14 protein-coding genes are annotated in these 13,998 nt (G+C 60.5%); 8 read left to right on the top strand and 6 right to left on the bottom strand.

Annotation, left to right across the window (positions count from 1 at the left end; translation table 11 throughout):
* Positions 1-34 precede the first annotated feature (34 nt).
* Positions 35-526 carry a hypothetical protein gene (locus RYZ20_RS07735; RefSeq protein ID WP_317672096.1) on the bottom strand — a complete coding sequence of 164 codons (492 nt, stop codon included), beginning with the start codon at positions 524-526 and terminating at the stop codon, positions 35-37.
* A 179-nt stretch (positions 527-705) separates the two neighbouring features.
* On the opposite strand from RYZ20_RS07735, the gene RYZ20_RS07730 reads away from it, so the two are divergent.
* From RYZ20_RS07730 to RYZ20_RS07715, 4 genes are all read left to right on the top strand, one after another.
* A complete protein-coding gene (locus RYZ20_RS07730) occupies positions 706-987 on the top strand; it encodes a hypothetical protein (RefSeq protein ID WP_317672211.1) in 282 nt (93 codons plus the stop codon).
* Positions 959-1,663 carry a winged helix-turn-helix domain-containing protein gene (locus RYZ20_RS07725; RefSeq protein WP_317672094.1) on the top strand — a complete coding sequence of 235 codons (705 nt, stop codon included), beginning with the start codon at positions 959-961 and terminating at the stop codon, positions 1,661-1,663. Before RYZ20_RS07730 ends, RYZ20_RS07725 begins: the two co-directional genes overlap by 29 nt.
* A gap of 82 nt (positions 1,664-1,745) precedes the next feature.
* Positions 1,746-2,840: a carboxynorspermidine decarboxylase gene (locus RYZ20_RS07720; RefSeq protein ID WP_317672092.1), complete on the top strand. Its 1,095-nt coding sequence runs from the start codon at positions 1,746-1,748 to the stop codon at positions 2,838-2,840.
* 48 nt (positions 2,841-2,888) lie between these two features.
* Positions 2,889-4,133: a saccharopine dehydrogenase family protein gene (locus tag RYZ20_RS07715; RefSeq protein WP_317672090.1), complete on the top strand. Its 1,245-nt coding sequence runs from the start codon at positions 2,889-2,891 to the stop codon at positions 4,131-4,133.
* A 120-nt stretch (positions 4,134-4,253) separates the two neighbouring features.
* Here RYZ20_RS07715 and kdsA read toward each other — a convergent pair whose 3' ends face one another.
* Genes kdsA through RYZ20_RS07700 form a run of 3 tightly spaced genes read right to left on the bottom strand, consistent with a single transcriptional unit; the run spans position 4,254 to position 7,407 of the window.
* Positions 4,254-5,093, bottom strand: coding sequence for a 3-deoxy-8-phosphooctulonate synthase (gene kdsA, locus RYZ20_RS07710; protein WP_317672088.1), 840 nt, complete (start codon positions 5,091-5,093; stop codon positions 4,254-4,256).
* Positions 5,094-5,108: 15 nt separating this feature from the next.
* Entirely contained in the window at positions 5,109-6,752 is a 1,644-nt protein-coding gene (locus tag RYZ20_RS07705; protein ID WP_317672086.1) for a KpsE/RkpR family capsule polysaccharide export protein, read from the bottom strand.
* Between the two features lie 4 nt (positions 6,753-6,756).
* On the bottom strand, positions 6,757-7,407 hold the full coding sequence (locus RYZ20_RS07700; RefSeq protein WP_317672084.1) for an ABC transporter ATP-binding protein: 651 nt from the start codon (positions 7,405-7,407) through the stop codon (positions 6,757-6,759).
* Between the two features lie 198 nt (positions 7,408-7,605).
* On the opposite strand from RYZ20_RS07700, the gene RYZ20_RS07695 reads away from it, so the two are divergent.
* Positions 7,606-8,187 (top strand): uracil-DNA glycosylase family protein, encoded by a 582-nt coding sequence (locus tag RYZ20_RS07695; RefSeq protein ID WP_317672082.1) that lies wholly within the window; start codon positions 7,606-7,608, stop codon positions 8,185-8,187.
* On the top strand, positions 8,184-8,981 hold the full coding sequence (locus RYZ20_RS07690) for an SseB family protein (RefSeq protein WP_317672080.1): 798 nt from the start codon (positions 8,184-8,186) through the stop codon (positions 8,979-8,981). The genes RYZ20_RS07695 and RYZ20_RS07690 overlap by 4 nt, the downstream gene beginning before the upstream one ends.
* Here the strand turns inward: RYZ20_RS07690 and RYZ20_RS07685 are convergent.
* Positions 8,978-9,400 carry a DUF1489 family protein gene (locus RYZ20_RS07685; RefSeq protein WP_317672209.1) on the bottom strand — a complete coding sequence of 141 codons (423 nt, stop codon included), beginning with the start codon at positions 9,398-9,400 and terminating at the stop codon, positions 8,978-8,980. The genes RYZ20_RS07690 and RYZ20_RS07685 overlap by 4 nt on opposite strands.
* Positions 9,401-9,525: 125 nt before the next feature.
* Here RYZ20_RS07685 and RYZ20_RS07680 point away from each other — a divergent pair, with 125 nt between their 5' ends.
* Together RYZ20_RS07680 and RYZ20_RS07675 are read left to right on the top strand one after the other, a co-directional pair.
* Entirely contained in the window at positions 9,526-11,790 is a 2,265-nt protein-coding gene (locus RYZ20_RS07680; protein ID WP_317672078.1) for an adenosylcobalamin-dependent ribonucleoside-diphosphate reductase, read from the top strand.
* A 309-nt stretch (positions 11,791-12,099) separates the two neighbouring features.
* Positions 12,100-12,549, top strand: a complete 450-nt coding sequence (locus RYZ20_RS07675; protein ID WP_317672076.1) for a metallophosphoesterase — start codon at positions 12,100-12,102, stop codon at positions 12,547-12,549.
* 462 nt (positions 12,550-13,011) lie between these two features.
* Here the strand turns inward: RYZ20_RS07675 and RYZ20_RS07670 are convergent, their stop codons facing one another.
* The gene (locus RYZ20_RS07670) at positions 13,012-13,755 is read right to left on the bottom strand and encodes a hypothetical protein (protein WP_317672074.1); all 744 of its coding nucleotides are present in this window, start codon (positions 13,753-13,755) and stop codon (positions 13,012-13,014) included.
* Positions 13,756-13,998: the final 243 nt, after the last annotated feature.

Here is a 13,998-nt window from a genome sequence, read left to right as displayed (position 1 = left end):
CCGGCCGGATGCCCCAGCCTGCCCGACGAATTCTTTAGCGGCGACGCTCAACGCGATAGCCGTGGCGTTCAAGGCAGCGCAGTTCATACATGCCCCGACGGTCGCGGTAATCGTTGCGGCGACGGTCGAAATCGACGTGGGTCAGTTCGATCTCGCAAGAGCGCGGCAGGTTCACGCGACGGTCGCCACGCTCCACGCAGCGCTCGGAGACAACCTCGATCCGGTCCCACCGCGCACGACGCGAACGCAGATCATCGACGCAATAGGAGGGGATGATTTTTCTCGACTTATGACCACGCCAGTCGCGGCGGTCATCCCAGCCACGCGCAGGCGGGGCGACGCGGGTCGGCGGGTTATCCCTGGACAGGCCGTCAACAATAATCGCAACAGCTCCAAGCCCTACCAGCGCGCCAAGAATGTCTTTTTCTTTCTTGCCCAGAGCCGCCGCCGGAGAGGACGCCACCCCCAACACAATCGCAGCGGCAGTCAGGGTGGAAACGAGCGGTTTGAAAATCGAACGGGTCATCGTGTGTGTCCTTAACTACTGGCGGGCAAGGCGCCGTCGGCGGCCCGCGTTGAAGATGGGTTCACACTCGATCCGGCCTGCCCAGACAAGCAATATCGGGGGCTTGTTATCGACTATCAGCGCCGTTTCGCCGCTTTGTTATTGTATATCGGCGCAACTCCGCCCAGCTTGGCCACATGATGAAACAGATCCTTCTGATAACCCTTTTGTCTCTTGCCGCGTCCGCTGCTCAGGCGGGGTGCTATGCCGATTACAAGGCCAAGCAAGACGACCCGTTGCGCCTGCACTATGGTGTGGCGCAACTTTCGGACGCGGCCTGCTCTAAGGCCGGCGCTACCGCAGAATTGACACCGCGCCTTGCCCGCGAGGGCTGGACGCTTTTAAATATCCTCTCCATCTTTGACGATGACGGGTTGGCCGAAAGGAAGGCGAGTGCGGGACAGTATTTCCTCCGTTACTGAGGGGTTGCGGGCGGGTAACCGAGCGCTGGTATGGGGGGTGGTGGCGATCACCGCGACCCTCGCCATTGCGGCGCTATTGCTGTTTCTGTCCCTGCCCGACGCCAATGCCTTTAACGCGCGGGTCGAGCGGATTTTCATCGAGAATGACGCCCTCACCGGCGCGAGCGAAATCAAACTGCTCGAGGTATTGGCGCAATCGGGCACGGCCTTTGCCGAGGTGCTGGCCTCTTACCGCACGATCATCTTTATCCTCTTGGTCTTTGCCGCCTGCCTGCTGATTGCGGCACTGGTTTTCCTGCTGCTGATCGCCGCGCTCAATCGCCGCATGACCGAGATCCGCCGCACGGGCATCGAGGTGCAATCGCTGCGCATCCTGCGCGGCGAAAACACCGTCATCCTGAACGATATGGCCTTTACCCTGACCCCCGCAACCATCGAGACCCTCGCCGTTCTGGCCGAGGCGCGGATGGATGAGGAGTTCGTATCGGGCACACAGATCGAGGCGATGATCTCTGGCAAACCCGAGTCCGACTGCGAAGAGGCCGCGGGCGCCACCCGCATCAAGCGGTTGCGCGATGCGCTTGGCAACCAACTGGTCGCAGAACTCTTGGTCCGCAATGTCTCGCGCAGGGGCTATACGCTGTCGGTTGCACCTGACAGGCTGCGCGTTGACTGACCCTTTGTCACATTTCTTTCCCTTGCTTCATGCGGCGCTGGCCCTTATACGGCGGGCCTGATTTGCCGCTTGGGGGGGAGCCATGATTCCGACGCCCTATTACCTGATCGACAAGGCGCGCCTTCTCGACAACATGCAAAAGGTGCAGCGCCTGCGCGAACGCTCGGGGGCGAAGGCCTTGCTTGCGCTGAAATGCTTTGCGACATGGTCCGCCTTCGACACGATGCGCGACTATATGGATGGCACGACCTCGTCGTCGCTGTTCGAGCTGCGCCTTGGTCGCGAGAAGTTCGGCAAGGAAACCCACGCCTATTCCGTCGCATGGTCCGACCGCGAGATCGACGAGGCAATTTCCTATGCCGACAAGATCATCTTCAACACCGTCGGTCAGCTTGAGCGGTTCGAGGGCCAATCGGCCCATATCCAGCGCGGCCTGCGCCTGAACCCGCGGTTTTCGACCAGCGGCTTTGACCTGGCCGACCCCGCGCGCCCCTTCTCGCGGCTTGGCGAATGGGACGTGGCCAAGATCATGGGCGTGATCGACAAGATCACCGGCGTGATGATCCACTACAACTGCGAGAACGCCGATTTCGATCTGTTCGACCAGCAGCTCACCCGTATCGAAACCGAGTTCGCCCCCGTGCTGGAGCGGCTTGACTGGGTCTCGCTTGGCGGCGGCATCCATTTCACCGGCGAAGGCTATCCGATTGACGCGCTCGCGGACCGGCTCAAGGCGTTTTCCGAAAAATTCGGAGTGCAGGTCTATCTGGAGCCGGGCGAAGCCTCGATCACCAAATCGACGACGCTTGAAGTGACGGTGCTCGACCTTCTGGATAACGGCAAGAAACTGGCGATCGTCGATTCCAGCATCGAAGCCCATATGCTTGATCTCTTGATCTACCGCGAAAACGCCAAACTGCCGCAGACGGGCGATCACGACTATCAGATCTGCGGTAAATCCTGCCTTGCAGGCGATATTTTCGGCGATGCGCGCTTCCCCGCGCCGCTGCAAATCGGCGACCGGATTTCGGTGCAAGACGCCGCCGGTTACACGATGGTCAAGAAAAACTGGTTCAACGGTGTTAACATGCCGTCGATCGCGATCCGTGAACTCGACGGGTCCGAGCGCCTTGTGCGCAGCTTCACCTACGAGGATTATGCCTCCTCGTTGTCCTGAGGGTTAAAAGCCCCCTTCCCCTGTCCAGTTGCAAAGGAGACAGCCGAAGTGAAAAAGAACGTGCTCATCATCGGTGCGGGCGGCGTGGCACAAGTCGTCGCGCATAAGTGCGCCCAGAACAACGATATTCTGGGTAATCTGCATATTGCGTCGCGAACGAAATCGAAATGTGACGCGATCATCGCCAGCGTTCACGAGAAACACGCGATGAAGGTGCAAGGCACGTTCGAGGCCCATGCGGTCGACGCGATGGATTCGGCTGCCGTTGCAGCGCTGATCCGCCAGACCGGCGCGCAAATCGTGCTTAACGTCGGCTCGGCCTTTGTGAACATGACCGTTCTGGACGCCTGTATCGAAACGGGTGCCGCCTATATCGACACGGCCATCCACGAAGACCCGACGAAGATCTGCGAAGCCCCGCCGTGGTATGCGAACTACGAGTGGAAAAAGCGCGATCTTTGCGCCGAGAAGGGCGTGACCGCGATCCTTGGCGCAGGCTTCGATCCGGGCGTCGTGAACGCCTATGCGCGCTTTGCGATCGACATGATGGATGAGGTCAAATCCATCGACATCGTGGACATCAACGCAGGCTCGCACGGCAAATATTTCGCCACGAACTTCGACCCCGAAATCAACTTCCGCGAATTCACCGGCGTCGTCTACTACTGGGAAGACCAGCAGTGGAAAGAGAAGAAGATGTTCGAGACGGGCCACGACTGGGATCTGCCCGTTGTCGGCACCTGCCGCGCCTATCAGTCGGGCCATGACGAGGTGCACTCGCTGGCGACCAACTATCCGCAAGCCGATGTGCGCTTCTGGATGGGCTTTGGCGAGCATTACATCAATGTCTTCACCGTGCTGCAAAACCTTGGCCTTCTGTCCGAACAGCCGGTGAAAACTGCCGAAGGCCAAGAGGTCGTGCCGCTCAAGGTGGTCAAGGCCGTGCTGCCCGATCCGTCCTCGCTGGCGCCGAACTACACCGGCAAGACCTGCATTGGTGATCTGGTGAAAGGCACCAAGGACGGCAAGGATTTCGAAGTTTTCGTCTACAACGTCGCGGACCATAAAGAGGCCTATAACGAGGTCGGCTCGCAGGGCATTTCCTATACTGCCGGAGTGCCGCCCGTTGCCGCAGCCATGCTGATCGCCACCGGCGAATGGGACGCCAAGACGATGAAAAACGTCGAAGAGCTGGACCCGAAACCCTTCTTCGCGATCCTCGACCGGATTGGCCTTCCGACCCGCGTCCAGATCGGCGGTTTGGGTGGCGAAGACAAAGCCTGGAACGAATAATTCCGAAAGGCCCGCCCCTCCGGCGGGCCTTTTTTGCGGCCTGTCAGTTACAACAGGCCGCCCCCCCGGGAATCCGGGCGCTAGTATATCGCCCGCTGCGTTCGTCCTGTTACATATTCATTACCGATCAAGACGGATCGGGTTTTCCTTAGCCAAACGATCAAAGGCCATCAGCGTATTGACCAGCGCGGGCATCTCGTCGAGACGGATCATATTCGGCCCGTCCGAAGGGGCTGTGTCCGGCTCCTCATGGGTCTCGATGAACACGCCCGCAATCCCCATCGCCACCGCACAGCGCGCCATCACCGGCGCAAACTCGCGCTGACCACCGGATGATCCGCCCTGACCGCCCGGCTGCTGCACCGAATGGGTCGCGTCCATAATGACCGGATAGCCGGTTTTCATCATTTCGGGCAGACCGCGCATATCGGCCACCAGCGTGTTATACCCGAAGGAGGTGCCCCGCTCGGTCAGCATGATCCTGTCATTGCCGGTCGAGGCCACCTTGTCGGCCACATTGGGCATATCCCAAGGCGCAAGAAATTGCCCCTTCTTGATGTTGACCACTTTACCGGTCTCGCCCGCAGCGAGCAGAAGGTCGGTCTGGCGACACAAGAACGCCGGGATCTGGAGAACATCGACGACCTCGCCCGCAAGGCGGGTCTGCGCAATATCGTGCACATCGGTCAGCACCGGACAGCCGATCTCGGCGCGCACGGTCTCCAGCACCTTCAGCCCGGCCTCGATCCCGACGCCACGCTTGCCCTTGAGCGAGGTGCGGTTCGCCTTGTCGTAGCTGGCCTTGAAGATGTATTGCGCACCCGCCGCCTCGCAGGTGCGCGCCATTTTTTCTGCGATCATCAGCGCATGGTCGAGCGTCTCAAGCTGACACGGCCCCGCGATCACCGTCAGCGCACGGTCATTCCCGACGGTCAGCCCGCCGATCGTCACATCTTTCATCGTTCTCTCCGGTCCTTAGCTCGACACCTGCTCGCGCAGGATCGACGCGGTCAGTGACAGCATGAGGTAAATGCCTGAGAAGATCAAAAATGCCAACAGTGTGTTCTCGAATGCGCGCGGATAGGTCGGCTCGTCGGGCGCGATGGGACTGACGCCCATTTCCAGATAGCGCACCTGCTTGTTCGCCTCGATGCGCGCTGCCTCCATCTGCTGGGCAGCGGTGCTTAGCAACAGCTCGCGGGTCTGCAACTCGGCCTCGGCGATACGCAACTGCCCGGTGACAGAGGCCAGCGATTCACCCGCCGGCCCCGCCTGCGTTGTCAGTTGCGAGCGCAATTCCCCGATCAGCCGCTCAAGCCGCGCAATATCGCCCTTCACACCCGCCACCCGCGCTTCGTTCGGGCGCGCATTGTCCAAAAGTTGTCCCAGCTCCAGTTTCTTTTGCTGCAGCTGCGTTTCAAAGCCAGAGATTTGCCCCATCACCACATTGGTTTCCGAGACAGGGTCCAGAATGCCAACCTGCTCTTGCAGCTCCAGCACCTTGGCCTGCGCGGCAAAGACCTTCTGCTCGGCATCGGTATAGCTTTCGCGCGCACCCTGCATCTGGTCCTCGCGCAGGCGTTGGGTCAACTGGTCCACCTGCTCTTCAGCATAGGAAATCAGCTTCTCCGAAAAGCGCGCGGATACCTCGGGGGCGGCGGCAACAACCTCCATTTTGACGATCCCCTCGGAAGGATCGTAACCGATCTTCACCATGTCGCGGTAGACTTCGAAGGCATCCTCGTTCGAGGCGTCGGGCTGCAAACGCCGGATCGGGTCGATCCAGTCCTGCGAGAAATGCGCCTTGAAGCCCTCATCCGCGTCAAGGCGCAGCATGGCCTGACGCGACTGCATATAGCTTTGCACCGTGATCGAATCCTGCGAGGTCGCCAGTTGCGTCCCCGAGAACAGACCACCCAAGCCGGACGCGGCGGCGCCATCCGCCTTCTGGATCACGAACTCCGATTTCGTGGCATAAAGCGGCGTCGCGATCGCGAAGAAATACCACCCCGCGATCAGCGTGGGGAACCAGACGAAAAACGCCAGTCGCGCCATCAGAAGCATAATCTTGCGGCGGCGCCGCTTGGCAATATCGCGCTGGATAGCGATGATCTCGCGGGCACGCTGATCCTCGGTCATGACCTCGGTCGAGGGCACCTGGCCGGGTTTGAGCGTTTGCGGAAGCTGCGTGCGCGCATCCGCCCCTGGGCCGTCGATCCGCGCCAATGCGTTAGAGGTCTGATCGCCCGCGCCCTTGACCATTTGCAGAATATTCGCGCGGTCGAACGGGTCGACCCCTTTGCGGCGCAAGAACAGCACCGCCTCGAAATCCGAGGTCGCCTCGATCCCGTGTTTCTGCGCCATCCGCCGCGCCAACCGCAACTGCCGACCGGTCAGGCCTTCGGCCCGGATCGCCTCGATCTCCTGTTCGGTGGTTTTTTCGCCCGGAGCCAGCGCCTCCCCCTCGGACGGGGTTTCGGGTTTCACGAAAGACTGGTTGCCGAAGCCGTCGTCATGGGCGCTGGCAAAGGGCATGTCTTCGGCGGACGGCGCAGATTCGGGCGCAGCGTTTTGTGGCCGCGCCAGCGACGGAGCATTGCGACGGAAACGGTATTTCATTGCCTTAGGAATAGTCATACATCCGTTTCGCTTCTTCCAGAGTATCGAACAAATAAAGCTGGCCGTTCTTCAGAACAGCCGCCGAGCGACAGAATTTCTCAAGCGTTTCGGCCTGATGCGACACCACGATCACGGTGGCATTTTGCAGACGGTCCCGCAGGATCGAGCCGGCTTTGCGGTTGAACTCGACATCGGTCGTGGACGGCATCCCTTCGTCGATCAGGTAGATATCGAACTCGAGCGCAAGCATGAGAGAAAACGTAAAGCGCGAACGCATCCCCTGAGAATAGGTGCCGAGCGGCATGTCGAAATATTCCTCGATGCCGCAGAGCCAGCGGCAGAAGGCTTCAACATAATCCGGGTCCAGCCCGTAAAGCCGCGCTATAAAGCGCGCGTTTTCGCGTGCGGTGTGCTTGCTGACGACGCCCCCCATGAAGCCAAGCGGGAAGGATACCCGGCATGTCTTGTGGATAGTGCCTTCATCGGGTTTCTCAAGCCCTGCCATCATGTTGATCAGCGTTGTCTTGCCGGTGCCGTTCGGCGCCAGAATACCCAGCGAGTTCCCCAGCTCCACACGAAAGCTGGCGCGATCAAGGATGACCTTGCGCTGCTTGCCTGTCCAAAAGGACTTGCTGACGTTGTCGAACTCAAGCATTGCCCTACCGCTGCCCCCGATAGTTCCTGCTTTTAACTCTGCTGCGGGTGCATCTCACACCTTTCCCGAAAATCGTTAACAAACGCCCATACGGGCCCATTAGGGCAAGAATATGTCTAATGGAGCTTATTCTCTACAGGAGAGTGTGATTTGTTGCGATACACGAAACGATGATTGATTAGGGCGCAGGAGGGCAAAATGGCGCTTGCCGATGATATCTCCGCCTGCCGGTTATGTGCCGCGCGGTTTGCGCAAACCCGGACCCGGCATCAGCCCCGCCCTGTGGTCTGGTTTCACCCCGGACGGGCGCGGATCCTTATTGTCGGGCAGGCACCAGGCGCGCGCGTGCATGAAAGCGGGCGCCCCTTCACCGACCCATCGGGCGACAGGCTGCGCGAATGGATGGGGATTTCGGACGCGGATTTCTATGATCGCTCAAAACTTGCGATCGTGCCGATGGCGTTTTGTTTTCCGGGCTATAATGCGAAAGGCGCAGACCTGCCCCCGCCGCCGATTTGCGCGCACACATGGCGCGAGCGGGTGATGCGCGAAATCGGCCCCGTGGATCTGACGCTTCTGGTGGGTGGCGCCGCACAACGCTGGCACCTGAAAGCGGCGAATGTGACTGACACGGTGAAAGCGTGGCAAAACCACGCTCCGGCCGCCTTTCCCTTGCCTCATCCGTCGTGGCGCAATACGGGATGGCTGAAACGTAACCCGTGGTTCGGGGCAGAGCTTCTGCCCGCGCTCCGCCAGCGGGTGAAGGAGGTTCTGAGATGACGCCCTATGATCGCGCCCATGCGGCGATGGAAGCCGACCCTGAAAACGAAGCTCTGCGTCTGGCGGTCTATGACCGTCTGGCCGATGCCGAGCTGTTCCTGCTGCTGGAGGAAGAGCCCGAGGGCGACGACATCCGCCCGCAGCTTTTCTCGGCCGATGAGGGCGATTTCGTGCTGGCCTTTGATATGGAGGAACGGCTGGCGGACTTCGCAGACGAGCCGATGCCCTATGCCGCGCTCCCCGGTCGGGTGATTGCGCAACATCTGGTGGGCGAAGGGATCGGGCTGGGGGTGAACCTTGGGGTTGCGGCCTCGGCCATGCTTTTGCCGCCCGAGGCGCTGGAATGGCTGACCGACACGCTGACCCATACGCCCGAGGCGCGCTCGGCCCATCCGGTGGCATTTGACGCCCCTGCCCTGCCGCCTGCCATTCTGGGCCTTCTCCTGCCCGCGTTCGAGGCGAAATTCGATCAGCTTGCCGGACTGGCCAGCCACGCCCTACTTGGCGGCGTCACCTATGAAGACGGGCACCGCGGGCATGTTCTGGCCTTTCTGGGCGCCCCCGAGCCTGCGCGCGCAGGCATTGCCAAGGCGATGGCCGAAGCGCTGGCCTTTTCCGGCCTTGATGCGGGCGAGCTTGATGTGACCTTCCTTGATGAGGCCGAACCGGCCGCGCAAATCTTGCTGGAAAAGGCGCTGGTGCTGCATCTGCCCGAGCGGATCGAGGAAGAAGTGCAAGAGCTGAAACTCACCGCACCGGGGATGGATCCGGCCAAGCCACCGATTCTGCGTTAACGCAACCCGATCTCGGAAAGCGCGCTGACAAGGTCGCGCGGCAGCGCCTCTTCGCGGTCACGCCCTTTGGGCAGATCGCGGGGCGCATCCTCGGGCTTAAGATAGCGCCAGCCCTGAAACGGGCGGCGCGGCAGCGCCTCGGTGCGCACGACCTCGCGGTCCAGAACAATGCGGCACCGTGCGATTCCGTCCGCGCCGATGACCTCTTCAAGATCAATCACGCGTTGCCGCGCCAGCACCACGCCTTTGAAAACCCAATACAAAGAGCCGCCGTCAAGGATCTCATCGCCGCGCTTGGGCCACATCCGTGTGACATGGGCCGCGGGGCCACTCCCATAGCGCTGCGCCTGCCATTCCAGCAGATCCTCTACGCGTTCCGCGCCCACACACAGCTTGATCAGATGCACCATATCGGCCACGCCCTTCCATTTGATCCACAATATAATCCGTTGGAGAGGGCTGCAATCCGTTGACCGGACGCAAGGGTTTGCGTATCTTCTTTACCTCTAATCAACATATAGACATCTTCGAAGAGGACGACCGGATGAGCCGCTTTGCCGCCCCAATCGCTGAACAGATCTGGGACATGAAATATCGCCTGAAAGAGGCCGACGGCACTCCGGTAGACAAATCCATCGAAGACAGTTGGCGCCGAATCGCCCGCGCGCTGGCCGAAGTCGAAAAAGACCCCAAGATCTGGGAAGAGCGTTTTTACGGCGCGCTGGAGGATTTCAAATACCTCCCTGCTGGCCGGATCACCGCCGGCGCGGGCACGGGTCGCGCCGTCACGCTGTTCAACTGCTTCGTCATGGGCACGGTGCCGGATTCGATGTCGGGCATTTTCGACATGCTGAAAGAGGCCGCGCTGACCATGCAGCAAGGCGGCGGCATCGGCTATGACTTCTCGACGATCCGCCCGCGCGGCGCGGCTGTCAAAGGCGTGGCGGCGGATGCCTCTGGCCCGCTATCGTTCATGGATGTCTGGGACGCGATGTGTCGCACCATCATGTCGGCAGGCTCGCGCCGCGGCGCGATGATGGCGACGATGCGCTGCGACCACCCCGATATTGAGCAGTTCATCACCGCCAAGCAGGATTCGGCCCGCCTGCGCATGTTCAACCTGTCGGTTCTGGTGACCGACCCCTTCATGGAGGCTGTCAAGGCCGACAAGCCGTGGGAGCTGGTGTTCGAGGACAAGGTCTATCACACGCTCCCCGCGCGCGATCTGTGGAACAAGATCATGCGGGCGACCTATGATTTCGCCGAGCCGGGTGTGATCTTCATCGACCGCATCAACAAGATGAACAACCTGTCCTATTGCGAAAGCATCGCGGCAACGAACCCCTGTGGCGAGCAACCGCTGCCGCCCTATGGCGCGTGCCTGCTTGGCTCGGTCAACCTTGCGCGTCTGGTGACCAACCCGTTCGAGGCCAATGCCGAGCTGGACCCCGAAGCGCTTGATAACCTCGTGCGGCTTGCGATCCGCATGATGGATAACGTGGTTGACGCCTCGCGCTTCCCGCTGCCGCAGCAGGCCGAAGAGGCGCAGAACAAGCGCCGCATCGGCCTTGGCGTGACCGGCCTTGCCGACGCGCTGCTGATGCTGGGCCTGAAATACGGCTCGGACGAGGCCGCCGCCCAGACCGAAGCCTGGATGAAGCTGATCGCGCGCGCCTCCTATCTGGCCTCGGTCGAGCTGGCCAAGGAAAAGGGCGCCTTCCCGCTGTTCGATGCCGAGAAATATCTGGCAAGCGGCAACATGATGCAGATGGACGACGATGTGCGCGACGCGATCCGCGAACATGGCATCCGTAACGCGCTGCTTACCTCGATTGCGCCGACCGGCACGATCTCGCTTTATGCAGGCAACGTCAGCTCGGGGATCGAGCCGGTCTTCGCCTATGCCTACACCCGCAAGGTTCTGCAAAAGGACGGCTCGCGCACCGAAGAAGAAGTCGTCGATTACGCCGTGCAGATGTGGCGCGACAAATTCGGTGACAAGCCGCTGCCCGACTATTTCGTGAACGCGCAGACGCTGGCCCCGATGGCGCACGTCAAAATGCAGGCTGCCGCGCAAAAATGGATCGACAGCTCGATCTCGAAAACCATCAACTGCCCCGAGGACATCTCGTTCGACGCCTTCAAAGACGTCTACATGGAAGCCTTCGAGACCGGCTGCAAAGGCTGCACCACTTACCGCCCGAACGATGTGACAGGCTCGGTGCTGACCGTTTCCGAGAAGACCGAAAAGGCACCCGAGGTCGATGAGGGCGCAGATGTCGTTTACCTGACCGAGCCGCTGGATCGCCCGGCCGAGCTGGAAGGCTCGACCTACAAGATCAAATGGCCGGGCTCCGAGCACGCGATCTACATCACCGTCAACGACATCATCCAAGGCGGGCATCGCCGCCCGTTCGAGGTGTTCATCAACTCGAAGAACATGGAGCATTTTGCCTGGACGGTTGCGCTGACCCGCATGGTCTCGGCCGTGTTCCGCCGAGGCGGCGATGTGTCCTTCGTGGTTGAAGAGCTGAAAGCCGTGTTCGACCCGCGCGGCGGCGCATGGATGCAAGGGCAATACATCCCCTCGATCCTTGCCGCGATCGGTGGCGTGATCGAGCGTCACATGATCTCGATCGGGTTCATCGAAGGCGAGGGCAAGGGACTGAAATCCGACCCGAAAGCCGAGGCCATCGCCGTGGGCGAGCCTCCGCGCGGACAAGCCTGCCCGTCCTGCGGCTCCTACGCGATGCGCAAAGTCGAAGGCTGCATGACCTGTGCAGACTGCGGCCACTCGAAATGCGGCTGATTGGTGTGCGGCGTCTTGTGCGGCGTCGCATAAAATGTCCATTCCGGTAGGTTTTTGTCCATTACGGAAAGCATAACGTGACCACCGAAGTTTCGACTTCGGTGGTTTTCTTTTGAAAACAGCGCCTTATGGGAAGGATCAGGTTAGGGCAGATTCAAGCAGTTCTGCATGACGTCTCGGGCTGGACGCCCGGCTTTCAACTAACGCTAGATGCCGCAGGACAAGCGGAATGGCTGACATCCTGGCCACCCTTTCCCAACAATCGACTATCTGAATGGTCATTTGTGCAAGTAACTTTGAGGTTTGGTCATGCCGAAAATCCTGATCCTTGCGGACCTGCATCATGACTTCTGGCAAGAGGCCGGAAAGGACCCGCTGGCGAACGCGGATTTCTCGGGGGTTGATCTTCTGCTGATCGCGGGCGACCTGAGCAACAAGGCCCATGTGCGCTGGAAATATGCGCTGGCAAGCATCGGCCAGCACATCGACCTCTCGAAGGTCTGCATCTTTCCGGGCAATCACGATTATTACGACGGGCGGCTGGACCGCGAGGACAAGCTCGAGGCCATCGCGCAGGGGATGGGCGCCCGCTTTGTGCAGCAGCACGAGATCATCCTCGGCCGCACCCGGCTCCTGTGCTGCACGCTCTGGACCGACATGATGCTCGGCGGCAATCGCGGGCGCAACGGCGCCGAGGCGATGGAGCGGATGAACGACTACCGCTGCATCCGCGTCGAGCGCGAGCATTGCACAATGTAGCCGTCGCCTGAATGACAACAGCATCTGCCCCAAGACTTCGCTGATGCGCACTCTTTACATGCCAAGGCGGCCCGATTTTTGCCCTGCTAGTTTGCCCGATTTTACGCCACCGAAAGGTCCACCGAAAACCACTTCAACGGCATACCACGCCGAGCAATCATACGCGCAGAGGACTCTCGGAAGTCACCAAGACTACGCCGCTTTATGGCCCGCAAAAGCTTAAGAACTCATTAAATTCGAGCATCTCATTTGGTAGCTTTTTGGTAGCCTTAATTCCTGCTAAAAAATTGAACAATAGTAACATATTGTTTTCAATTAACATTTCACAGAAAAATCCATCGCCACGGTGTCTTCGTAATAGACCCACAGCTGGAATTCACGCATGTCCCGCACTCCGTGAAACCTGATCCCTAGTTACATCATTGTTTTGTTACAGACGCCAAGGTTCGGAGTCCCCCGCGCCTATTCCGGGTCGACCTTAAGATCGGGATCTTCAGGCGGAGCGCTTTCCTGCACGCGCGCCAGATCGCTGGCAAGCGCGGCTGCTGCCGCCTCGGCCTCGGCGCGACGCACCTGCGCACGCGCGGCCAGCCGCAAAGCATGGCTCGCATCCTGCGCGACGACCGGCATCACCGGATCATACCCCGCCGCAATCAACGCCGCATATTCCGGGCGCAGCACCGTCACCCCGCCCACCTGCGCCAGCGCCGCACCGGCGGCAAAGCCGGTATCCGACCACAGCAGGATCATCTGCACCGCCTGGCTCAGCGCGATAGTCTCGGCCGGAACCTCATCCAGCGCCGCATCCATCCGCACGAACGAGAAGCAAGCCCGGATCGAGCCATCCTTGTCAAAGCGGAACACGCGATACTGGTTCGCCCCCTGATCATCGAGCCGCGCAACAATATCCTGCAAGCCCTCGATCATCTGGTCGAGGTTGGGCACCTCAAGCAATTCCTGCCAGTCACGGAAGAAAAAGATCATCAGATTCGCGCCGATATGCATGTCCGTCTCGGCCATCTTGTGACCCGACAGCGCGACAACCGCCTCGACCGCGCCTTTGACCACCTGAAGCGTCGCCTGATCGACGCCAAACACCACCGGCACAATCGGACAGCCCCATCGCGCAAACAGATATTCACCACCCGAGCGGGTAAACAGGGCCGTAACCTGCTCGGGGGTCAGCATCTGTGTCTCGTCGCTCATCTGGGCCTCCTGATCCGTTCCGCCCAGCCTATGCGATCCGGCCAGCGGCGTGAAGAGCAACCACCCCTTTTCCCCGCTTGCCGCGCCATGCAGCGCCCCCTATAAGGCGGGCATGACCTATCTTGATCTCAGCTTGCGAATTACCGGCCCGGCGCTCTGACGCGTCAGGGTAGCCGGGATATGCTGAGACCTGGGCCGCCAGCCGCGCGGCCCCCGACCGAGGGCAATACGCGCCCCGAACTT

Origin of the sequence: Pseudothioclava alba, assembly GCF_033100795.1 — a bacterium.
Lineage (GTDB): Bacteria > Pseudomonadota > Alphaproteobacteria > Rhodobacterales > Rhodobacteraceae > Pseudothioclava.
Note: the sequence above shows the minus strand (reverse complement) of the source record. Positions and strands in the feature narration are given on the sequence as shown.